Origin of the sequence: Sphaerisporangium sp. NPDC049003, from assembly GCF_043197795.1 — a bacterium.
Taxonomy (GTDB): Bacteria; Actinomycetota; Actinomycetes; order Streptosporangiales; family Streptosporangiaceae; genus Sphaerisporangium.
Map to the genome: position 1 here is coordinate 258,029 of NZ_JBICTU010000005.1, position 22,558 is coordinate 280,586.

At 70.5% G+C, this 22,558-nt stretch carries 20 protein-coding genes; 10 read left to right on the forward strand and 10 right to left on the reverse strand.

Translation table 11 applies throughout. From position 1 onward, the window contains the following. Window position 1 precedes the first annotated feature (1 nt). The 9 genes from ACGFIV_RS07680 to ACGFIV_RS07720 all read left to right on the forward strand — a co-directional run bounded on the left by ACGFIV_RS07680 (window position 2) and on the right by ACGFIV_RS07720 (window position 9,492). Window positions 2–1,438, forward strand: coding sequence for a GH1 family beta-glucosidase (locus ACGFIV_RS07680; RefSeq protein ID WP_358559950.1), 1,437 nt, complete (start codon window positions 2–4; stop codon window positions 1,436–1,438). Then, the gene (locus ACGFIV_RS07685; RefSeq protein WP_358559952.1) at window positions 1,435–2,424 is read left to right on the forward strand and encodes a LacI family DNA-binding transcriptional regulator; all 990 of its coding nucleotides are present in this window, start codon (window positions 1,435–1,437) and stop codon (window positions 2,422–2,424) included. The genes ACGFIV_RS07680 and ACGFIV_RS07685 overlap by 4 nt, the downstream gene beginning before the upstream one ends. 25 nt (window positions 2,425–2,449) lie before the next feature. Continuing rightward, window positions 2,450–3,445, forward strand: coding sequence for a LacI family DNA-binding transcriptional regulator (locus ACGFIV_RS07690; RefSeq protein WP_358559954.1), 996 nt, complete (start codon window positions 2,450–2,452; stop codon window positions 3,443–3,445). 213 nt (window positions 3,446–3,658) lie between these two features. Further along, on the forward strand, window positions 3,659–4,183 hold the full coding sequence (locus ACGFIV_RS07695; protein ID WP_358559956.1) for a hypothetical protein: 525 nt from the start codon (window positions 3,659–3,661) through the stop codon (window positions 4,181–4,183). Window positions 4,184–4,427: 244 nt separating this feature from the next. After that, window positions 4,428–4,700: a hypothetical protein gene (locus ACGFIV_RS07700; RefSeq protein ID WP_358559962.1), complete on the forward strand. Its 273-nt coding sequence runs from the start codon at window positions 4,428–4,430 to the stop codon at window positions 4,698–4,700. Between the two features lie 116 nt (window positions 4,701–4,816). Then, window positions 4,817–5,170, forward strand: a complete 354-nt coding sequence (locus ACGFIV_RS07705) for a YciI family protein (RefSeq protein ID WP_358559963.1) — start codon at window positions 4,817–4,819, stop codon at window positions 5,168–5,170. Window positions 5,171–5,668: 498 nt separating this feature from the next. Continuing rightward, window positions 5,669–7,417, forward strand: coding sequence for a discoidin domain-containing protein (locus ACGFIV_RS07710; protein WP_358559958.1), 1,749 nt, complete (start codon window positions 5,669–5,671; stop codon window positions 7,415–7,417). A 67-nt stretch (window positions 7,418–7,484) separates the two neighbouring features. Further along, entirely contained in the window at window positions 7,485–8,789 is a 1,305-nt protein-coding gene (locus ACGFIV_RS07715) for a DUF1996 domain-containing protein (RefSeq protein ID WP_392832935.1), read from the forward strand. A 94-nt stretch (window positions 8,790–8,883) separates the two neighbouring features. After that, the gene (locus ACGFIV_RS07720) at window positions 8,884–9,492 is read left to right on the forward strand and encodes a DUF305 domain-containing protein (RefSeq protein WP_392832938.1); all 609 of its coding nucleotides are present in this window, start codon (window positions 8,884–8,886) and stop codon (window positions 9,490–9,492) included. A gap of 24 nt (window positions 9,493–9,516) precedes the next feature. Here ACGFIV_RS07720 and ACGFIV_RS07725 read toward each other — a convergent pair whose 3' ends face one another. The 9 genes from ACGFIV_RS07725 to ACGFIV_RS07765 all read right to left on the reverse strand — a co-directional run bounded on the left by ACGFIV_RS07725 (window position 9,517) and on the right by ACGFIV_RS07765 (window position 21,151). Further along, on the reverse strand, window positions 9,517–11,721 hold the full coding sequence (locus ACGFIV_RS07725) for a TIM-barrel domain-containing protein (RefSeq protein WP_392832941.1): 2,205 nt from the start codon (window positions 11,719–11,721) through the stop codon (window positions 9,517–9,519). After that, window positions 11,718–12,884 (reverse strand): glycoside hydrolase family 15 protein, encoded by a 1,167-nt coding sequence (locus tag ACGFIV_RS07730; RefSeq protein WP_392832944.1) that lies wholly within the window; start codon window positions 12,882–12,884, stop codon window positions 11,718–11,720. The genes ACGFIV_RS07725 and ACGFIV_RS07730 overlap by 4 nt, the downstream gene beginning before the upstream one ends. Window positions 12,885–12,923: 39 nt before the next feature. After that, complete coding sequence (locus ACGFIV_RS07735; protein WP_358558605.1) at window positions 12,924–14,189, reverse strand: sugar ABC transporter substrate-binding protein; 1,266 nt, start codon at window positions 14,187–14,189, stop codon at window positions 12,924–12,926. A gap of 28 nt (window positions 14,190–14,217) precedes the next feature. Then, window positions 14,218–15,024 carry a carbohydrate ABC transporter permease gene (locus ACGFIV_RS07740; RefSeq protein ID WP_358558607.1) on the reverse strand — a complete coding sequence of 269 codons (807 nt, stop codon included), beginning with the start codon at window positions 15,022–15,024 and terminating at the stop codon, window positions 14,218–14,220. Then, on the reverse strand, window positions 15,017–15,946 hold the full coding sequence (locus tag ACGFIV_RS07745; protein ID WP_358558609.1) for a sugar ABC transporter permease: 930 nt from the start codon (window positions 15,944–15,946) through the stop codon (window positions 15,017–15,019). Before ACGFIV_RS07745 ends, ACGFIV_RS07740 begins: the two co-directional genes overlap by 8 nt. After that, window positions 15,943–17,154: an ROK family transcriptional regulator gene (locus ACGFIV_RS07750; protein ID WP_358558611.1), complete on the reverse strand. Its 1,212-nt coding sequence runs from the start codon at window positions 17,152–17,154 to the stop codon at window positions 15,943–15,945. Before ACGFIV_RS07750 ends, ACGFIV_RS07745 begins: the two co-directional genes overlap by 4 nt. Window positions 17,155–17,348: 194 nt before the next feature. Then, the gene (locus ACGFIV_RS07755) at window positions 17,349–19,100 is read right to left on the reverse strand and encodes an alpha-amylase family glycosyl hydrolase (protein WP_358558613.1); all 1,752 of its coding nucleotides are present in this window, start codon (window positions 19,098–19,100) and stop codon (window positions 17,349–17,351) included. A 9-nt stretch (window positions 19,101–19,109) separates the two neighbouring features. Next, the gene (locus ACGFIV_RS07760; protein ID WP_358558615.1) at window positions 19,110–20,003 is read right to left on the reverse strand and encodes a carbohydrate binding domain-containing protein; all 894 of its coding nucleotides are present in this window, start codon (window positions 20,001–20,003) and stop codon (window positions 19,110–19,112) included. A gap of 383 nt (window positions 20,004–20,386) precedes the next feature. Beyond that, complete coding sequence (locus tag ACGFIV_RS07765; protein WP_358558616.1) at window positions 20,387–21,151, reverse strand: ATP-binding protein; 765 nt, start codon at window positions 21,149–21,151, stop codon at window positions 20,387–20,389. A gap of 256 nt (window positions 21,152–21,407) precedes the next feature. On the opposite strand from ACGFIV_RS07765, the gene ACGFIV_RS07770 reads away from it, so the two are divergent. Beyond that, a complete protein-coding gene (locus ACGFIV_RS07770) occupies window positions 21,408–21,788 on the forward strand; it encodes a response regulator transcription factor (protein WP_358558618.1) in 381 nt (126 codons plus the stop codon). 51 nt (window positions 21,789–21,839) lie between these two features. On the opposite strand, the gene ACGFIV_RS07775 is transcribed toward ACGFIV_RS07770, so the two are convergent. Continuing rightward, entirely contained in the window at window positions 21,840–22,529 is a 690-nt protein-coding gene (locus ACGFIV_RS07775; RefSeq protein ID WP_358558620.1) for a response regulator transcription factor, read from the reverse strand. Window positions 22,530–22,558: the final 29 nt, after the last annotated feature.

Here is a 22,558-nt window from a genome sequence, read left to right on the forward strand (position 1 = left end):
CATGACCGTCACCACTCGGGGGACCCTGCCTTCATATCTGACGGAGGGACGGGCGGTCTTCCCCGAAGGCTTCATCTGGGGCGCCGCCACGGCGTCCTACCAGATCGAGGGGGCGGCCAGGGAGGATGGCCGCGGCCCCTCGGTCTGGGACACCTTCTCCCGCACGCCAGGCAAGGTCGCCTTCGGGCACACCGGCGACGTGGCCTGCGACCACTACTACCGCTACGCCGACGACGTACGGCTGATGAGCGACCTCGGCCTCGGCGCCTACCGGTTCTCCGTCGCCTGGCCGCGCGTCCAGCCGGACGGGACGGGGCCGATCAACCCCCGGGGCCTCGACTTCTACGACCGGCTCGTCGACGAGCTGGCCGGCGCCGGCATCACGCCGTACGTCACCCTCTACCACTGGGACCTGCCCCAGACGCTGGAGGACCGCGGCGGCTGGACCAACAGGGACACCGCGTACCGGCTCGCCGACTACGCCGCCGCCGTCCACGCCCGCCTGGGAGACCGGGTGCGCAACTGGGCCACGCTGAACGAACCCTGGGTGCAGGCCTTCCTCGGGTACGGCTCCGGCGTGCACGCGCCGGGACGCAAGGACCCCGCCTCCGCGCTGATCGCCTCGCACCACTTCCTGCTCGGGCACGGCCTCGCCACCCAGGCGCTCCGCACGGCGGGGGCGGAGGAGATCATGCTGGTCATCAACTCCTCGCCCGTGCTGACCCCGGCCCAGGGCAACGACCCTGCCGCCGAGCTGTCGGAGGCCGACGCCGAGGCCGTGAACCGCGTCGACTGCCTGCTCAACCGGCAGATCCTCGACCCCGTGCTGCGCGGGAGCTACCCGGCCGAGGTGCTGGAGATCGTCGAGCGGATCGCCGGTCTCGACCACATCCACGACGACGACCTCGGCGACATCAACCAGCGGACCGACGTCATCGGCATCAACTACTACAACCCCTGCATCGTGCAGGCGAGCCCGGGAGAGCCCTCCAACCCCGCGTGGCCCGGTACCGAGGACATCCTGTTCCCCGCCCTCGACGTCCCGAAGACCGCCATGGAGTGGCCGATCGTCCCCACGGGACTGTCGCGCCTGCTGCTGCGCCTGTCGCACGACTATCCCGAGGTCGGCCTGATGGTCACCGAGAACGGCGCCGCCTTCGACGACGTGGTGACCAGGACGGACGCGGGGGAGCGGGTCCACGACGCCGACCGCACCGCCTACATCGACGCGCACCTGCGGGCCGTGCACGCCGCCATCGAGGGCGGGGCCGACCTGCGCGGCTACCTCGTGTGGTCGCTGCTGGACAACTTCGAGTGGGCCGAGGGCTACCACCGCAGGTTCGGCATCGTCCACATCGACTTCGCCACCCAGCGGCGGCTCCTCAAGGACAGCGCGGAGTGGTACCGCGGGGTCATCAGGGAGAATGGGCTGGTATGAGACGACCCACCTTGGAGGCGGTCGCCGCCCGGGCGGGGGTGTCGAAGTCGAGCGTCTCCCGGGTGGTGAACGGCGAGGCCACGGTGACTCCGGAGATCCGTGACCTGGTCATACGGGCCGTACGGGAGCTTGGGTACGTGCCGAACGGCGCGGCCAGGAGCCTCGCGACCCAGCGCACCAGCGCGGTCGCGGTGATCGTCTCCGACCCTCCCAAGGGGCTCGTGTCCGACGACCCGATGTTCTCCGCGGTCGTCCGCACGGTGAGCCGCGAGCTGGAGGCGGCGGGCAAGCAGGTCACGCTCATGCTCGCCGGGTCGCCCGAGAGCCAGCTCCGGGTGGAGCAGTTCGTGGCCGCCGGGCACGTGGCGGGGGTCATGCTCGTGTCGATGCACGGCGCCGACCCCCTCCCGGGTTCCCTGGCGCGGATGGGCGTCCCCATGGTGTCGCACGGCAAGTCCGCCGCCGGGGTGCCCTACGTCGACAACGACAACCTGGGCGGCGCGACCGTCGCCGTCAAGCACCTGCTCGACCTGGGGCGGCGGCGCATCGCCACGATCACCGGCCCGCTCGACATGGTGGCCTCGCAGGACCGTCTCACGGGTTACCGTGAGACCCTTCGGGACACCGGTCGCCGGTCGATCGTCGCCATCGGCGACTTCACCCGGATCTCCGGCGCCGAGGGCATGCGGCAGTTGCTCGACGACGATCCGGCACTGGACGCCGTGTTCGCGGCCAACGACCTGATGGCCATCGGCGCCCTGCGCGCCCTGCGCGAGGCGGGGCGGCGGGTGCCCGACGACGTGGCGGTCGTGGGCTTCGACGACATCGAGGCCGCGTCGTACACCGTGCCGCCGCTGACCACCGTGCGCAGCCCCATGGGGGACCAGGCGCTGGCCACGGCGAGGTTGCTGCTCGGCCTGTTCGAAGGCGGGTCCGGCGACCCGGTCATCATGCCCAACGAACTGGTGATCAGGGAGTCGGCGTGATCACTTCATCGTGGAGGTCACTGGTATGAGACGACCGACTCTCGAGGCCGTGGCGGCACGGGCGGGAGTGTCCCGTGCCACGGTCTCCCGGGTGGTCAACGGAGGGCAGACCGTCACCGCGGAGCTCCGTGACGCGGTGATGCGGGCGGTGGACGAGATGGGCTACGTGCCGAACCTCGCGGCGCGGAGCCTGGTCACCCAGCGGACCGACTCGATCGCCCTGGTGGTCTCCGAACCGCCGACGAGGGTCTTCTCCGACGACCCGATGTTCTCCACGGTCATCCGCTCCGCGAGCGCGGAGCTGGAGGCCGCCGACAAGCAGGTCATCCTGATGCTCGCCGGCACCCCGACCAGCCACGCGCGCGTGGAGCGCTATCTCACGGGCGGGCACGTCGACGGCGTCATGCTGATCTCGATGCACGGCGCCGACCCGCTCCCCGCCGCGATCATGCGCATGCGGGTCCCGGTGGTCTCGTACGGCAGGCCGGCCGTCAACGTCAACCTGCCCTACGTCGACAACGACAACGTGGGCGGAGCCGAGGCGGCCGTACGCCACCTGCTCGACCGGGGACGGCGGCGGATCGCCACGATCGCGGGGCCACCCGACATGATCGGAGGCCAGGACCGGCTCGCCGGGTACCGATCGGTCCTTCAGGGCTCCGACCGGCGCTCCATCGTCGCGATAGGCGACTTCACCCGCGAGTCGGGGGCGATCGCCATGAGGCAGCTCCTGGAGGACGACCCCGGGCTCGACGCCGTCTTCGTCGCCAACGACCTGATGGCGATCGGGGCGCTCCAGGCTCTGCGCCACGCGGGCCGCCGGGTGCCCGAGGACGTGGCCGTGGTCGGGTTCGACGACATCGAGGCCGCGTCGTACACCGAGCCCCCGCTGACGACGGTCCGCCAGCCGTTCCGCGAGCAGGCGGCGGCCATGGTGCTGCTGCTGCTCCGCCTCCTCGAAGGCGGTCCCGCCGACCCCGTGGTCCTCCCCACCGAGCTGATCGTCCGCGAGTCCGCGTAGATCCGCGAGTCCGCGTAGAAGCGGCACGACGCCGCCTGCCATAAGGCCCGCGTAAACGGGGCAGGGCAGGCGGCGTTCGCGCGTTCACGGGGCTCTCAGGGCCGTACGCGCGCCCCCACCTCCCTCCCGCGACCGGCGCCGATGGCGGTCGCCCTCCGTCCCGACAACTCCAATAGTCTTGACAAAAAAATTGTTCGGTGAGACCGTTGGGTCATGGCCGAAGCGACGGTGAACGAGACCGGCGGCGGCACACCGGAGTTTCAGATCGAAGGACGCGAGCGGGGCGGCACGAGGCCGCTCCTGGCGCAGGCCGGCGTCCTCGGCGACGGCTGGGAGGCTGAGATGGACGCGTTGCACCGAGGCTGGGACATGTACCTCCACACGCTGGACCAGTACCTCACCCACTTCCCCGACAACTTCGCGCTCGTGGTCTTCAGCCGTCCGGAGGGGGGCGGCGAGCCGGTCTGGCGGATCCTGCGGCGCGGGCTCGGCATCCACCGTGAGATCGTGCAGGGCGACCGGATCATGCTCACCCCCGAGGGCATGGAGCCGATCGAGGGCGTCGCCGACTTCGTGGCCCCCGGCTTCCTCGGGGTGCGCACCGGTGACGGGCTGTACAGGTTCATCTCCGGGACGCGCGACTCGGTGGTGATCGGCCACCACAGCTTCACCGACGACGCCGACCCCGAGGAGTCCGAGCGGGCCTGGCAGGGCTGGCTCGGCAGGCTGTTCGCCTAGCCCGCTTTCGGCCGCGCGACTCGCCGCCGGTTTACCTGGTTGGCGGGCCGTGAAATCCCGCCGAGTTGTTTGTCCGAGAACAAATGCACAGCCTCGGGAAAGAGAAAGTGAAATGACGAACTCGACCGTCCACGCCGATCTGTCCTTCGCGATCGTCCCGGCCCCCGTCTCCGGTACCATCGGCTTAGGTGGCCAGGGAAAGCGGACCCCGGGCACCACCTGGGACTGAATGGGACGGGTGACGATGCTGGTCGAGTTGACGATGCACCGCACCACCGCATCGCGGTCATCGGCCAATTCCCCGATCGACGGAATACGCATATTGGCACTCCTGCCCGAAAAATGGCATAAAGACCTCAGACAGGGCAATGGCGACATCGTCATCCGGGTCGACACCGCCGACGACACCAGCAGCGCCGAGATCCAGGCCACGGTCATCGCGGCTCTCACCGATCCGGCGATCAGTCACTGGGAACTCCGCGCCTGCGAAACCCTGACCGCCGAAGACGGCGCGTGACCACCCCCTGAATTTTCTTCCCGTCGGATGTAGAGGACGCGTCCCCGGCTCCGACCCAGGTGTGTGAGGCGCCCGCAGCGGGCGTCCCGACCTGAGGAGCACGAGCCGTGAAGTACATGCTGATGATCTACATGAACACGGAGACCTGGGACTCACTGTCCGAGACGCAGCGTGACGAGGTGTTCGCCGGACACGACGCGCTCATCAAGGCGATCACCGAGTCCGGCGAGATGGTCGGCACCGAGGCGCTGGCCGACCCCGCGACCAGCGCCACCGTGCGGGTGCGCGGCGGGGTCACCCAGGCGACCGACGGGCCCTACGCCGAGGCCAAGGAGTTCTTCTGCGGTTACTACCTGGTCGACTGCGAGAGCAGGGAACGCGCCGTCGAGCTCGCCGCACTGATCCCGGACGCCCGGTACACCGGCATCGAGGTACGGCCGCTCATGGGCGGCGGCGGCGCGGACGCCTAACTCGCCTCGATCGTCTCCAGCGTCACCAGGGCCCTCGCCGGGAGCCGGCGGGCCGGGCGCCGAGGGCCGGGACCCGTGTCCCGGCCCTCGCCACGCGCGGGCGCGCCATCACGGCCTCGCTTACAGGACAGGCTCCCTCCGCGCACACAGGAAGATCATGAAGAACGCGCTCCCTCATCCGGGACCGCTGCGGGACGTCTTCCGTGTTGCCGTAATCAAGATCTTTTACAGGATCGCGCGCGGAACGATCAAGCGAAGGCGAGAAACCGCTCCCTGGAGGCGCCGCGCGTTCCCGCAGTTCAAGGGGCATTGTTTCGTTTCAAGCCGATCTTCAGGGAGCGCTCCCTGAGACGCACTCCGGATTGCTGGACCATGTGCATCACGTTTCCGGGCGGTTAATTAGGCCCTTGACAGGCATTGTCGGAGGAGAGCACTCTCTCGTTGAGAGAGCGCTCCCCGAGCCCCTGTGGTACTACCCCCCCATCTTCAGGAGACGCGATGCCGCCGTCCCCAAGAACTGCTCGCAACCGCCTGGGCCTGCTCGTCGCCCTGGCGGTCGCCCTGATCACGTCCTGTCTGACGATCGTGCCCGCCATGGCCGCCGACACCTTGCTTTCCCAGGGAAAGCCGGTGACGGCCTCGTCCGCGGAGAACATCGCCTTCCCGGCCACCGCGGCCGTCGACGGCAACGCCGGGACCCGCTGGTCCAGCGGGTTCGCAGACCCGCAGTGGATCCAGGTCGATCTCGGCGCCACCGCCACCGTCAGCCAGGTGGTGCTGAACTGGGAGACCGCCTACGGCAAGGCGTTCCAGATCCAGACCTCGGCCGACGCCGCCACCTGGACCACCATCTACTCCACCACGACCGGCACCGGCGGCAACCAGACCCTCGCGGTCACCGGTTCCGGCCGGTACGTACGCCTGTACGGCACCCAGCGCTCCACCCAGTACGGCTACTCGCTGTGGGAGTTCCAGGTCTACGGCACCGTTGGCGGCACCTCGCCGTCCCCGACGCCGACCATCACCCCCACCGGCGACCCGGGTGGCGACAAGCTGCTCTCGTACAACAAGCCCGGCTTCGCCTCCAGCTCGCAGAGCGACGGCAACTGCTACGAGTGCACTCCCGCGAGGGCGTTCGACCGTGACCCGGCCAGCCGCTGGGCCACCAGTTCCACCACTGGCTGGGTGGACCCGGGCTGGATCTACGTCGACCTCGGCGCGACGGCCCAGATCCACAAGGTCATCCTCCAGTGGGACCCGGCCTACGCCAAGGCCTTCCAGATCCAGGTCTCACCGGACGCCACCAACTGGACCTCGATCTACTCCACGACCACCGGAACGGGCTTCAAGCAGACCCTGACCGTGAACGGCACCGGCCGCTACGTGCGGATGTACGGCACCCAGCGCTCCTCGGCCTACGGGTACTCGCTGTGGGAGTTCCAGGTCTGGGGCACCGGCGGCGCCCCCATCACCCCGCCGCCGCTCCCGCCCGACCCCCGCAACCCCCCGCAACTGGTGTGGAGCGACGAGTTCAACAGCGCCGCCGGCACCAAGCCCGACCCGGCCAAGTGGGTCGCCGACTACGGCACCGGCCAGAACGGCGAGCTGCAGTACTACACCAACAACAACAACGCCTCCACCGACGGAGCCGGCAACCTCGTGATCGAGGCCCGCAAGGAGACCACGGCGGGAACCGCCTGCCCCGGCGGCCCCTGCCAGTACACCTCCGGGCGCATCAACACCGGCAACAAGTTCAACTTCACCTACGGCCGCGTCGAGGCCCGGATCAAGGTGCCCAAGGGCAACGGCCTGTGGCCGGCGTTCTGGATGATGGGCGCCGACTTCCTCACCGGGCGGCCCTGGCCGTACAACGGCGAGGTCGACATCATGGAGATCCTCGGCAAGGACACGAAGACCGCCTACTCGACGATCCACGCCCCCGCCTACAACGGCGGCGGTGGCATCGGCTCGCCGTACACCCTGCCCGGCGGGGCGGACTACTCCGACGACTTCCACGTCTGGGCCGCCAACTGGGACAGCAAGGGCATCGTCTACACCCTGGACGGCCGCACGGTCTTCACCCTGGACAAGGCCCAGGTCGAGGCCACGCGTGGCCCGTGGGTCTACGACCACGCGTTCTACCTGATCCTCAACCTCGCGGTGGGCGGTGACTGGCCCGGTCCGCCGGACGCCACCACCGGGTTCCCGAAGCGGATGCTCGTCGACTACGTCCGCGTCTACCAGTAGGCGCACCGGTTCCGGTACGGCCCCCCACGGGCCGTACCGGAATCCTTCTAACAAAGGAGACTCCACCATGGAACGGGACATCCCCCCACCCCGTATCCGCCGGGGGCGCTCACGTACGGCCGTGCTGATCGGCGCCCTCGTGGCGCTGCTCGGCGGGTCCATCGTGACCGCCGCCTCACCCGCCAGCGCGGCGGACGCCCTGATCTCACAGGGCAGGACGGCCACCGCCTCCTCCACCGAGAACGCCGGCACCCCCGCCTCGGCCGCCGTCGACGGCAACGGCGGCACCCGCTGGTCGAGCGCCGCCAGCGACCCCCAGTGGCTCCAGGTCGACCTGGGCGCGTCCGCCACGGTCAGCCAGGTCGTGCTGAACTGGGAGAACGCGTACGCCACCGACTACACGATCCAGACGTCCGCCAACGGCAGCGCATGGACGACGATCAAGACCGTGACCGGCTCCACTGGCGGCAACCAGACGCTCGCCGTCGCGGGCACCGGCCGCTATGTCAGGGTGCAGACCACCAAGCGCGCCACCCAGTGGGGCGTCTCGCTGTGGGAGTTCCAGGTGTTCGGCACCGGCGGAGCCCCGCCGCCCTCGCCGCCCCCCGGCAACGTCGTGCGCGTCGCGGAGTTCCTGGCGGACTGCCCGTTCAGCCACCGGCTCCCCGACGACCCGATCATCTTCCCGGGCCTGCCCGGCGCCTCCCACATGCACAGCTTCTTCGGCAGCACGACGACCAACGCGAGCAGCACGCTCGGCAGCCTGCAGAACGCCAACAGCAACTGCAACCCGGCCGTCGACAAGTCGGCGTACTGGGTGCCGACCCTCTACAAGGACAACGTCCCCGTGGAGCCGGTCATCACCACGTTCTACTACCTGGGCGAGGGCGTGAACAACGACGTCATCGCGCGGACGCAGCCCCTGCCCCTGGGCCTGCGGATCGTGGCGGGCAACGCCAAGGCGACCGCCCCGGACGCCACCACCATCTCCCGCTGGTCGTGCCTGCACGCGGGAGAGGTTCCTCCCGGCAAGGACTTCGTCAACTGCCCGGCCGGCACCATGCTGGAGTCGTACCTCGACTTCCCGCAGTGCTGGAACGGCAGGGACCTGGACTCGGCGGACCACAAGAGCCACATGGCCTACCCGGTCAACGGCACCTGCCCCGCCACCCACCCGGTTCCGGTGCCGAAGCTGCGCCAGGTGCTGCGGTACCCGGTCACCGGTGACCCCTCGCACTTCCGGCTCGCGTCGGGGGCGGGGTTCACCATGCACGGCGACTTCTTCAACGCCTGGCCCGAGGCCGAGATGGCGCGCCGCGTGAACGACTGCATCCGTCCGATCATCAAGTGCGGAGCCGACGGGCACCCGTAACCCGCAGGTTCCCGCAGAGTCTCCCAGGGGCGGGGAGTGCGGCCACGCCGAATCCGCCGCCTCGCCCCTGGGGCACCACCAGAGAGGACCCGGCATGAGAGCATCCGCCTTCTTCGCGGGGCCGGTCACGGCCGTCGTGGTGCTCGCCGCGTCGCTCACCACGGGGTGCGCCGCCACCGCACCGGCGCCGCGCCCCTCGGCGGCGCCGAGCGCCCAGGTGCCCGCCCCTTCCCCCGCGGCCTTCACGGCCGCGGGGGACTTCGGTCCCACCGACGTCGCCTGGGTGGAGCTGATGATCCCGATGGACGAGCTGGCCCTGCGCATGCTGGCCCTGGTCCAGGACAGGTCCTCCGACCCGGGCATGAGGAAGCTGGCCGCGCGGATCAGCACGGTCCACCGCTCCGAGCTGGTGAAGCTCCGCCAGCTCCTGCTGCGGTCGGGCGTCCCGGAGACCAACCCCCACCAGGGGCACAACATGCCCGGCATGGTGACCCCCGAGGAGCTCGCGACCATCGGCCGCGCCTCGGGCGCCGCGTTCGACCGCCTGGTCACCGAGCACCTTCGCGAGCACCTGAAGCAGTCGGTCGTGGTGGCCCAGGGCGAGCAGCGCTCGGGCGCCAACCAGGACACCAAGGCCCTCGCCGCCACCATGGAGAAGACCAGGTCGTCCCAGCTCGGCGACCTCGAAAGGCTCGGTGGCTGAGACCTCCCGGCGGCCTCGACGGCCCTACCCGCGTGAGGTGGCGAAGACGGAGGCCAGCCGTGGCCAGTGGTCCGCCGCGCACAGCACCGGCGGGCGGTCGATCGGCGCCGGGAGCGTGACCTCCCGCGCTCCGCTCACGGGCGCGCCCGTCCAGACGTCGACCCACTCCCCGGCGGGCACGTACGCCCGCACCTGCGAGGCGCCCGGTTCGACGACGGGCACCACGAGCAGGGCGTCGCCGAGCTTGTACTGCAGCGGGTAGCGCCAGATCAGAGGGTCGGCGGGGTGGTCGAAGAACAGCCCGCGCATCAGCGGCGGCCCGCCCTCCACCGCGACCCGCGCCTGCTCGGCCAGGTAGGGCACGAGCCGCTCGCGCAGGTGCGCGAACCTCCTGAACACCGGGAGGACCCGCTCGTCGCCCGTGCGCTCGGCGATGTTCCACGGGGTACGGTCGCGCGACGGCGAGCGGTGGTGGTTGAACTCCGAGTGATACTGCATGATCGGCATGAACGCCGACGTCCCGGCCGCCCGCAGGTACAGCTCGGCCGAGGGGACGTCGCCGGAGAACCCCGCGAGGTCCCATCCCCAGTAGACGACGCCGCAGGCCGACGCGGTGATCCCCGCGATCACCGAGGAGCGGTACGCCTCCCACGTCGAGTCCTCGTCGCCCGCCCAGAACGCCCCGTGCGGCTGCGACCCGGCGAAACCCGCCCTGCTGAACGTCACCGGGGCCTTGCCGCACGAGCGCAGCAGGTCGCCGAACGCGCGCGCGTAGTGCACGGGGAACAGCCCGTTGCCGTCCGCGCCCCGGCGGCCGTCGGCGTAGCGCAGGTCGTGGCCCCAGGCGTGCTCGCCGCCGTCGGTCTTGAACCCGTCGACGCCCACCTCCTCGACGAGGTAGCGCCGCCTGGCCGTCCACCAGTCGCGCACCTCGGCCGAGCTGAGGTCGGGCATCAGGGCGAGCGGGAACCACCACCCCCTGTTCCGGTACGGCCGGCCGTCCTGCTCGCGCACCACCAGGCCCCGCCGGACGGCCGTGGCGGCGTCCACCGCGGCCTGGCCCGACGGATGCGGCCGCATCCTCATGAGCGGGATCTGCCAGAGCAGCACCTTGACGTCACGCGCGTGCAGCTCGTCGACCATGCCCTTCGGGTCGGGCCACGGACCGTCGGCAGGGAACCGGTAGTCGCCCAGCCGGTGCGGCTCCTCGCCCGGCTCGTACCGCGCCCCCCGGAAGGCCGTGAACGTCGACTCGTCGCTCCACGCCTCGATGACCAGGGCTCCCACGGGGATGTCCAGGTCGCGGTGGCGGTCCATCTCGGCGAGCACCCGCTCCTGGGTGTTCCACTCGTTGCCGCTCGCCCAGAGCCGGAACACCCAGGGCGGCAGCTCGGTGGGCATGCCCACGTCGGCGAGGAAGGCGCCGAGGACCTTGACGGGGTCGCCGTCGTACAGACGCAGCGTCAGCTCGGGGCCGTCGGCCTCCGCCTCGACCCGCAGGCGGCCGGGCGTGGACGCGCCCACGTCGTACCAGGTGCGCGCCGAGGTGGCGACGTGGAGCCCCCACCCGGCCTCGCCCCCCACGACCAGCGCGAACGGCATCGGCAGGTACGTACGGGCGTGGCGGCCCTGCCCCTTGTACTGCTCGAAAACCACCGCGTCGAGCGCGCGACCGCGCTGGTCGACGGCGTCGTAGCGCTCGCCGAAGCCCACCACGTGCTCGCCCTCGCCCAGCGCGAGGTCGAACCGCACCCGCCGCGGGCCCTCGCCGCCGGCCAGCCATGCCACGCTGCCCGCGACCACACGGTCGGTGCCCTCGACGGTCAGCGTCCCGCCGCTCTCGCTCCACGCCGCCGCCGTCACCTCGTACCACCGGGTGGTACGGCCGCCGCCGTCGGAGGTGGCGCGGAAGCGGTAGGCGTAGCGGTGCCCCGCACGCAGGGGCGGAGTGCGCGTCGCCCAGGAACCGGGCCCCCGGGCGGCGCGCGCCTGGGCCGCGGCGAGGTGGCCGCCCCCGGCGTCGGCGCCGTCCGATGCGCGCACCGGGGCCAGGTCGAGCACGACGGGCGGGCCGCCGTCGACGGTCCACTCGCACACCACCGACCGTACCGAGGGAGCCGCCCTGACCCGCAGCTCCAGCGGGTCCCCGTCGACGGGGAACGCCGGGACCCGCTGGTCCTCCGTGGTGGCGTAGGGGTGTCCCGACCCCGTCGGGCGATGGCGGATCATGGCGTCACTCCCAGTTCGCCGGCGAGCATGAGGTACATCCCGTGTGACCAGAGCAGCGGGGTGGCGACCGGGCCCCAGCGCTCGACCCACTCCTGCCGGCGCCCGGGGGCGAGCAGGAGGGTGGAGACCTGCTCGGGCAGCTCGCCCTCGGCGTTCGCCTGCGCGGCCATCCATTCGAGGTAGCGCATGGCCTCCGAGGGGCGGCCCGCGCGCGCGTGGTTCAGGCCGAGGAAGCCCGAGAGCAGGATCCACCGGCCGCCGCCGTAGAAGGTGTCGCCGAGGTAGCGGTGGACGCCGCCCTCCCGGGCGAGCCGCCGCTCGACCTCGGCGACCGTGGCCGCCGCCACCGGATGGCCCGGCGCGTACAGCCCGAACGGGTGGACGCAGGCGAGCAGGCTCGCGTCCACCGCGTCCGTGCCGAGCCACTTGGTCAGGTGGCCCCGGGTGGTGCTCTCGGGCCTCCCGGCGTCGCCGGTGGTGTCCTCGGCGCGCGCGACGCCCTCGGCCGCCACCAGCGCGGCGATGCCCTCGACCGCCTCGGCGGCGGCCTCGGCCAAGGCGCCGTCGAGCGCCTCAAGGGAGATCGCGGCCCGCAGCCCCGCGTGGATCGCGCCGAGCGTCGACACGTGCCGGTGCTCGACGTGCTCCTCCCACCAGTCGTAGCAGGGCCGGTCCCAGAACGCGGTGAGGTAGCGCGTCGCGACCCGCACCGCCCGGTCGGCGCCGGGAACCTCGGCGCCGTGCCGCTCGACGTGCCGGGCGAGCGCCCACATCCAGGCGCCGTAGCCGTCGAGCTGGTGGTCCCACCACTCGTCGGTGCCGTCCTCGCCGTCCAGCGTGAACCGGGTCGGGAGCATCTCGGCCGCGCTCACGGCCTCGCCGCACCCGGCCCGCTCGACCAGCGAGGCCACCTGCCCGGCCCGGGCGCCGACCACCCGGGCACTCCACGCGTGGAACCTGGTCGGCCCGTCGGCCTGGTCGTTGCGGCTCATCCCCTCCGCGATGAAAGCGCTGTCACGCAGCCACGAGTAGCCGCTGTAGGCGGAGAAACCGGGACACGCCGGGTAGGCCCCCGAGGGCGACTGATGCGTGTCGATCACATCGATGCTGCGCGAGACGAGCTGGGACAGCCCGGCCCGGGTCACGTCGCGTCCTGCACTCACTGGGTCAGATCTCCTGCTTGGTGGGGTACGGGCGGGCGCCTAACGGAGCAGCTCGTCGACCTTCGCGGCGGCGGCGGCGAGGGCGTCCTTGACGCTCTCGCGTCCGGCGGCGGCGTTGCTCAGCTCCTTGGTCACCGCGTCCTGCATCTCCTGCTGGCGCTTGATGACGGGCGGCAGGGCGATCGACTTGAGGGAGTCGAACACGGCCTGCCGGTTGGCCGGCACCGGGTCCTTGAGGTACCCGGCGAGCACCGCCTGGTCCGAGACGGGCGGCAGCTCCCACGAGGAGGCGATCCTGGTGGTGGCCGCGACGCCGGACGAGCTGAGGAAGCGGGCGAAGGCCCAGGCCTCCTTGCCATGCTTGGTCGTCGCCGAGGCGGCGACCGCGTTGTGGAACACGGCGCTGGCCTTGGTGGCGTCGCCGGGCTCGACGACCACGTCCCAGCCGAACGGCACGTCCTTGAGCCCGGCGAACTGCCAGATGCCGTTGTGCCACATCGCGAGCTTGCCCGACTTGAACAGGTTGGTGTCGTAGTCCGCGGTGCCGCCGATCTCGGCCTCGGTCGGCATGGTCTTGCCGACCTTGTCCACCAGCCAGGTGGCCGCCTTCTCGCCCGCTGGGCTGTCGAACGTGGCCTTGGTGCCGTCCGCCGACAGGAACTCGCCGCCCGCCTGCTTGAGCGTCTTGTAGAACTCGAAGAACTGCACCGGCTGGAAGTCGCCGTACACCTTCTTGCCCTTGTCGGTGAGCTTCTGGGCGGCGGCCTGCTCGTCGGACCAGGTCCACTCGGCCGTCGGCTCGGCCACCCCGGCCTTCTTGAACAGGTCCTTGTTGTAGATCAGGACGACCGTGGAGAAGGACGCGGGCAGGGCGTACTGCTTGCCGTCGTGCCTGAACGCGGCCAGCGACTCCGGCGCGTACACCGAGTCGTCGCCGTCGCCGGAGACCGTCCCGAGGTCGAGCAGCGAGCCCGCGGCGGCGTAGGTCACGAAGTTCTCGTAGTTCAGCTCGAACGCGTCGGGCGCGGTGCCCCCGGCGATGCTGGTCTGGAGCTTGGTGAAGTACTCGTCGTAGGGGGCGGTCTCCACCACCACGTCCACGTCGGGGTGCTCCTTCTCGAAGGCCGCGACGATCGTGTCGAGGTCTTTGACGTGGTCGGGCGCGGCGGAGAAGGTGAAGTAGCGCACCGTCACCTTGCCGCCCGGTGTGCTCTCGGCGCTCTTGGTGGCCGAGCCCTGCGCGCAGGCCGTGGCGAGCAGGCCGGCGACCAGGGCCGTGGCCGCGGCCTTCATGATTTTGGACATGTGGTTCTCCTGGGGGGTCTTGCTTGTCTTACTTGAGGCCTGACTGGGCGACGCTGGCGATGACGTGCTTCTGGGCGAAGACGTAGAGGACGAGGATCGGGACCACGCTGATCACCGAACCGGCCATGACGACGTTCCACTCGGTGGTGAACCGGCCGTGCAGCGAGGCCAGGCCGAGGGGGATCGTCATGAACTCCGGCGACCTGATGATCACCAGTGGCCAGAGGTAGCTGTTCCAGCTGGCCATGAACCCGAAGACCGTGAAGGTCGCGAGCGCCGGCCTGATCAGCGGCAGCACCACGTGGACGAAGATGCGCAGGTGCCCGGCACCGTCGAGCACCGCCGCCTCGTCGAACTCCCTCGGCACCTGGGCGATGGCCTGCCGCAGCAGGAAGACGCCGAACGCCGAGGCGATGCTCGGGGCCAGGATCGCGAAGTAGGTGTCGACGAGGTTGAAGGAGCGCATCTCGATGAACAGCGGCACGACCAGCACCTGCAGCGGCACCATCAGCGTGGCCAGGTAGACCGCGAACAGCGCGCCCCGGCCGGGGAAGGGCAGCCGGGCGAAGGCGTACGCGGCCATCGCGCTGGTGACGAGCTGGAGCAGGGTCGAGGCCGCCCCGATCCAGGCGCTGTTGAGCAGGATCCGCCAGAACGGCAGCGTCTCCAGCAGCCGGCGGTAGGCGTCCAGCCCCGCGTTGTCGGGGGTGAAGTCCGGCGGCGTGCTGAGCAGGGCACCGTCGGGGGTGAACGAGGTGACGACGGCCCACGCGAACGGGAACAGCATGACCAGCGCCCCGGCGACCACCACCAGGTACCTCAGGTACCTAGCCATAGTGGACCCACCGCCTCTGCGCGCGGACCTGGAGCTGGGTCACCAGCAGGACGACGGCGAACAGCAGCCACGACAGCGCCGAGGCGGCGCCCGCCCTGCCGTACCTGAAGGTGAGGTCGTAGACCTGCTCGACCACGACCTGCGTGGCCCCGCCCGGCCCGCCCTTGGTCATGACGTGTACCTGGTCGAACACCTGGAAGCCGTTGATCAGCGAGATCACGACGACGAAGAACGTCGAGGGGGAGAGCAGGGGGAGGGTGATGTGGCGGAACCGAGAAAGGCCCGTCGCGCCGTCGACGCTCGCGGCGTCGAGGTACTCCTTCGGGATCGCCTGCAGCCCGGCCAGCAGGATGATCATCACGAAGCCGAGGTCCTTCCACGCCGAGGCGAGGATGATCGACGGCATCGCCCACGCCGGGTCGGTCCACCAGCCGGGGCCGTGGACGCCGAGCAGCCCGAGCGCCCAGTTCACGATGCCCCCTGAGGGGTTCAGCAGCCACTTCCACAGCAGCGCGACGACGACCCAGCTCGTGATGACGGGCAGGAAGTAGATCGCGCGGAACAGGTCGCGGCCCGCCATCGCCCGGTTCAGCAGCAACGCGAGCCCGAGGCCGCCGGCGTACACCAGCGGGAGGTAGCCGGCGATGAAGGCCAGCGTGTGCAGGAACGCCGCGCGGGTGCCCTCGTCGCCGAGCAGGTCGGCGTAGTTGCCGAACCCCACCCACTTCATCGGCGTGATCAGGTCCCACTCGTGAAGGCTCGTCCAGAACGAGGCGGCCATCGGCGCGAGCGTGAACAGCGTGAGCGGGATCGCGCTCGGCAGCAGGAACAGCGCGACGGTGCCCGCGTAGCGCAGGCGCCGCCTCGGCGCGCGGCGGGCGGGAGCGACGGGCGCCTCGGGCCGGGCGGCGGTCATGGTCATGGGGTCGCCCCGATCAGGCGGGCGCGGACGAGCCTGCCCTGTTCGCCCGCCGCCCCCGCCGCGTCGAACGGCGTGGCGAGCACCAGCGCCGCCGCTCCCTGCGCCCAGCTCGTGTCGTCCCATCCCTCCACCTCGACCGCGATGTCACGCCGCCCGGGAAGCAGATGCGCGCGGATCGCCCGCTCGAAGCCGGCGTTCCAGAACGGCCAGTCGGCCGTGCCCTCGCCGAGCATCACGACGACCTCGGGGTCCACCACGTTGATCAGGCCCGCGGCGGCCCTGCCGAATATCGCGCCGGCCTCGGCGAACACCTCCCGCGCGGCCTCCTCGCCCGTCGAGGCGGCGCGTCCCAGCTCGTCCACGGTCGTGACGGTGAGGCCGCGCGCGCGGGCAGAGGCGAGCAGCCCCGACGCGCCCACCAGCGCCTCCAGGCACCCCGTCGTACCGCACCCGCAGACCGGGCCCGCGGCGTCGACCGGCACGTGGCCGAACTCGCCCGCGCCGCCCCTCGCGCCCCGGTAGACGCGCCCGTCGGTGACGATGGCGGCACCGACGCCCCGGCCGATCGTGACGACCAGGAAGTCCCCGTGCGTACGTCCCCTGCCGTACAGCCTCTCGGCGGCGGCGAGGGCGTTCACGTCGTTCTCGACCAGGACGGGCAGGTCGAGGCGGCGTCGCAGCCGCTGTCCCACGGGCACCGCCCGCCAGCCGAGCGTGGGCGCGTCGACCGTGCCCACGGCCTGGTCCTCGACGCTGCCGGGCACGCCGACGCCGATGCCGAGGAGCGGCGGGCCCGGCTCGGTGGCCGTGCGCGCGACGGCGGCCGCGACGGAGTCCGCGAGATCGTCCAGGGCGGTCGGGGCGGCCGTGTCGATCGGCCGCTCCCACGAGCCGAGCACCTCGCCGTCGAGCCGCACGTCGACGATCACGATGTGGTCGGTCATCACCTTGACGCCCAGGGCGCGGCCGGCGCTGCCGACCAGGCCGAGCTTCTGCGCGGGACGGCCGCCCTTGGAGCGCTCCAGCTCAAGCTCCACCAGCATGCCGTGGCCCATGAGCTCGCGGGTGAGCTGGGTGACCGTGGCCGGGCTGAGGGTCAGCCGGCGCGCGATCTCGGTCCTGCTGAGGGGGCCGACGGTGCCTAACAGGGCGAGGATCGCGGTGCGCGTCAGGTCACCGCGGTCCGTGCTGTAACGATGAACGGCCATCGGTGGGGGGTGCTTTCTTTGGGAGTAAATTTAGCTGTGAAGGTACGGCTCCCATATCGGCGGCGTCAAGACCCCCGCACAGATCTGTTCACGGCCAGGTGAGACCCCGGAACGGCGGGGGCGCGTGCGCGCCCCCGCCGTTCCGGGGTCCTTTCCGCTCGGAGTGCTATTTCGGATACGTTCGCTCGGATTCGCTACTTCAGGTACGGGCCCGCGACGCCGATCTTGCCGGGGGCGGGGTTGCCGGGCAGGGTGAGGACGTAGGCACGCATGTTGCCCTTGCCGCTCAGGGCGATCGCCAGCGTCCCGTCGGTGACGGTCCTGACCTCACCGGTGACCGCGTCGGTGTAGGTGCCGTTGGGGACGCCGGTGAAGGTCGCGCCCTCGGAGACCGTGACGAGCACGAAGCTGTCGACGCTCCCGCTGGTGAAGCGCCGTTTGTAGGCCATGCCCCCGCTGACGCCCTCGGTGGAGTACTGGCCCTTCTGGAGCGCCGGGATCGCCCTGCGGATCTGGTTGAGCCGCTGCAGGTGCTTGACCAGCGGCTGGTTCAGCGTCTCCGCGACGGCGCCGGTGGCCGAAGAGACCACGCCGAAGTCGCTCGCGGTGACCGTACCCGCGATCTTGTCGCCGTAGTACGCGCGGCCGGTCGTCGCCAGCGGGCAGGTGGGGCCGCAGTCGATCGGCTTGCCCTTCTGGAACTCGATCTCCGAGCCGTAGTACAGGGTCGGGATGCCGCGGAAGGTCCACATCAGGCTCATGTTCTCGGCCCAGGCGTCGGTGCCGCCGGTGTAGCGGACGTTGGACTTGTTGGGGCCGAAGTCGTGCGAGTCGACGTAGACGGTGTTGTACGTCGCGTCGTTGTAGCTGTCGTCGGAGTCCTTCCCGTTGCGGAAGGCGTTGCCCGCGTCGCCGAAGTTCTGGTGCATCCGCATGTCGATGACGTTCATGCCGGAGAACTTCGAGTGGTCGGGGGCGTGGTAGACGTTGCCCTTGAGGAACGCGTTGTCGCTGGTCGGCTGGCCCGCCGGTCCCATCAGGTTCTCGTAGTCGTACTGCTCGACCACGGCCTTGGCGTCGTCGGGGTCGAACTCCCTGCGCTCCTTCCAGGTGTAGAACTGCGGCGAGTGGTTGACCGAGCCGTGGTTCCACTTGTCGTTGACGAACGCCGCGACCTCGCCGAAGACGTAGAAGTCCCTGCCCTTCTCGCCGTGATTCTCCACGGCGTGCTTCTGGAGCGCGGGCAGGAAGCGGCGGTTCCACATCAGGCGCGAGATGTGCACGGCGGTGTCGACGCGGAAGCCGTCGACCCCCATGTCGATGAAGCGGTTGTAGGCGTCGATCAGGTAGTTCTGGACGTCGGCGTCCTCGGTGTTGAAGTCGGCCAGGTCCTCGTGCAGCCAGCAGCTCTTGGAGTCCGCGCCCTCCCAGTTGCCGATCCAGCAGGTGTGATAGTACTTCGCCGGGAACATGCCCGAGGTGGGGCTGGGCCACTGGCAGTTGTAGATGGTGAAGCCCTCGGGGCTGACGTACTGGGTGGGCTTGCCCCAGTCCCGGCAGGTGCCGCCCGCGGGCTCGGCCGTGGACCACAGGTCGCCGTTGTACGGCCGGCCCTTGGCCATCTCCTTCTGCGCGGGGGTCAGCTCGGGGTCCTCGCCCTGGCTCTTCACCATGGGGTCGTACTCCCGGCCCGCCTCCTGCTTGCTGTACATCCACCGCCACTGGTCGTCGCGCCTGCCGTACACCGTGGGGGTGAACAGTCCCTTGGCGCCCCAGCGGGAGCTGTGGTTGTACACGACGTCCTGGAAGATCTTGATTCCCTTGGCATGCGCCTTGTTGATCAGGTCCTGGTAGGTGGCGCCGGGCGTCTCCAGCCGGGTGTCGACCCGGTAGAAGTCCCATCCGTGGTAGCCGTGGAAGTCGTAGTCGGACCGGTTGAGCACCACCGGGGTGATTCAGATCGCGGAGAAGCCCAGTCCCTTGACGTGGTCGAGCTTGTCGATCAGGCCCTTGAAGTCGCCGCGGAACATGGGGTCGTTGTTCGCCGCGTTCCCCGACCTGATGTTCTGGCTGCCGCCGCGGTTGTTGGAGGAGTCGCCGTCGTCGAACCGCGCGGTCATGACGAAGTAGATCGAGTCCTCACGCGGGTCGCCGCCCAGCGGCGAGCCCTGGGTCGGCGGCGGGGGAGCGTCGCCCGTCCTCACCGAGGCCGAGGCACCGTACGCGGAGGCGTTGCCCGCCGCGTCGAGCGCCCTGACCTTGTAGGTGTAGGTGGTCTGCGCGTCGAGGCGGGCGTCGTTGTAGGAGGTGCCGCCCGCCGGGAGCACCACGGGCGTGCCGGTGCCCTTGGCCCGGCTGATCTCGTACCCGGCCACGCCCACGTTGTCGGTGGAGGCGGTCCAGGTCAGCGTGGCGGTGGTCCCCGAGGCCGTGACCTTGAGCCCTTCCGGCACCGATGGCGGGGTCGTGTCGGGCGGCTCGGGCACGCACGGCTCGGGGGCGTTCGAGCGGACCACGCCGTCCTTGACGGTGGTACGGCCGAGCCCGATGGCGAAGTCGGCGCCGTTGTTGTTGTCCCAGGTGCCCGAGCCGTTGTTGAACGTCGCCTGGAACGTCCCGGCGCCGCCGAGGTCGACGGTCCTCTTCACCCATCCGGCGCAGGCGGCGTCCATGGCCACCCCCGGGACGGTGGTCCAGGTGCCGCCGATGCCATAGTGGATGTTGATGGAGGTCCAGCCGGTCTTGTAGAAGACGGTGGCGCCGCTTGCGGCCCTCGCGGAGCCGATGGGGACCACAGCGGCCGTGGCCAGGCATAACGCCGCCGCGAACAGGGGTTTGTAGGATCTCATGTGGTGGGTCTCCGGACTCGTGTGGACGGGATCCCGCTGGCCGGGCCGGGTGTTGGCGCACCCGGCTCGGCGGTCTTTCGCGATGTTTCTGGTGTGTTGCCCGGAAGTTACTCATTTGCATGACGCCATGCAAGAGTTTGCAGAAATTTCCTGAAATATTCTCAGAAATTAGGATAGAACGCCCAGAGGCGATGGGTTTCGTGAGGCCCGGAATTCCCGCCCCCGTCATTTCCCCTGAATAGGAGGGGTGGCGGGCATGAAAGTGAAGGGGCGGGGTGGCGGGCATGAAAGCGCCCCCCGCGCCGACGCCGGTACGTCCACGCGAAGGGCGCGGCGCCGCGGACGTCAGACGGAGGCGCCGGGCCCGCCGGCCGCCGCGGAAGTCACGCGGAGGCGGCGGGCGAGGCGGCGTCCGGGCCTTTCGAGGGTCCGTCTTGGGCATGCGGGATCCGCAGGACGAAGCGCGCGCCGCCCGCGGAGGACTCCTCCACGGTGAGGGTCCCGCCGTGGGACCAGGCGATGTCCCTGGCGATCGTCAGGCCGAGGCCGGCTCCGCCGCGGTCACGGCTGCGGGCGGTGTCCAGCCGGGTGAACGGTTCGAAGATGCGCTCCCGGTCGGCCTCCGGGATGCCGTCGCCGTCGTCGGCCACCGTCAGCTCCGCCGCCCCGCCGTCGAGGCGCACCTGGATCTGCACCGTGCTCGTGGCGTACCGCTGGGCGTTGTCCATCAGGCCGGCGATCAGCCGGGCGATCTGGGCGCGTACGGCGTCGACGGTCACCCGGGGGTCGAGCCGCAGGCGCACCGTGCGGGGGAACCTGTTCGGGTGCAGCTGCGCCTGGACCAGCTCCCCCAGGTCCACCGGCTCCCGATCCACGGGCACGCCCGCCTTCAGCCGGGCGAGCAGGAGGAGGTCGGTGACGATCTGCTGCAGGCGGTTGACGTCGCCGAGCGCGCGGTCGAGCAGGCCGATCAGGTCGGTCTCGTCCGGGTGCAGCTGGGCCTCCTCAAGCTGGGCCCGAAGCCCGGCCACGGGGGTGCACAACTCGTGCGAGGCGTCCGTGATGAACTGCCGTTGCTGGTCGAGCAGTCGTTCCAGCCGGCTCTCGCCGTAGGTGATGTCTCCACGGCGCCCGTCAGGCGTCTCCATGAATCGATCGGGAACCCCGTGCTGACCCATTATTCCGCCTTCCGTCCTCGCTGGTCGGGAAGACGTCACCGAGGAGATGTGAGTGACCCGCGGCCTGTCCCGTCTGGCGGGCGGCCCCGCGTCCGGTTCCCACGATGCCGCTCCCGCGGGTCCGCGTCATCGTGGCCAGCCCCCAGCCCGCCTTCACGCCACCGGGGTGCTCATATGGCAGCCAGCAGCAATGCCCTGGAGCGGCCCTCGCTGGAATCCTTGAGATGTGTCAGTGCAATGCTTGATCGTCGACGACAACGCCCAGTTCCTCGTGGCCGCTCGCGACCTGCTCGAACGTGAGGAGATAAGCGTCGTCGGCGTGGCGTCCACGGTCGCCGAGGCGCTGCGCCGCTTCCACGAGCTCAGGCCGGACGTCACCCTCGTCGACATCGGTCTCGGCGAGGAGTGCGGGTTCGAGCTCGTGCGGCGGCTCCTGGAGTCGGCCCGCGAGACGCGTCCGGCGGTCATCCTGATCTCGACGTACGCGGAGAACGACTTCTCCGAGATGATCGCCACGAGCGCCGCCGTCGCGTTCCTGCCGAAGTCCGGCCTGTCGGGAAGCGCCATCCGGAGCGTCCTCCGGGCGGTGGGCGAGGGGCGCGGCTAGCGCGCCGCGAGAAGGGTGATCACCGCAGGCGGGGTGATGCCGGCACGGTGATCAGCGCGATTCGAGAAAGGTGATCACGGCGAGGACCCGCCGGTGGTCGTCCTCGGTCTCCGGCAGCCGCATTCTCGACAGGATGCTGCGGACGTGCTTCTCGACGGTGCCCTCGGTGATCCAGAGCTGGTGGGCGATGCCGGCGTTCGAACGTCCCTCCGCCATCAGGGCGAGCACCTCGCGCTCGCGCGGGGTGAGGAGCTCCAGAGGGTCCTCCCTGCGGCGCGCCGCGAAGAGCTCCCGCACCAGGGCTGGATCGACGACCGAGTCACCGGCCTTGACGCGCTCGATCGTCTCGACGAAGTCGCTCACGCTGGTCACACGGTTCTTGAGCAGGTAGCCGACCCGGTGACCGGTGGAGAGCAGCCCCATCGCGTCCTCGACCTCGATGTGCGCCGACAGCAGGAGGATACCCGCCTCGGGGAACCGCTCCCTGATCTCGCGCGCCGCTTCGAGTCCCTCCGTGGTACATGTCGGGGGCATCCGGATGTCGATGATCACGATGTCGGGCCGGTGCTCGCGGGTCGACTCCAGCAGCTCCGCGGCGTCGCCTGCCTGGCACACGACGTCGTATCCCGCCCCTTCGAGCAGGCTCGCGATGCCCTCGCGAAGCAGGACGTCGTCCTCCGCCAGAGCTATGCGCGTACCCCGTCCGTCCATGGTCCCGTAGTCCCGGAATCGCCTCGTCACACCGCGTCATCTCCGCCAAGCGTACGTCC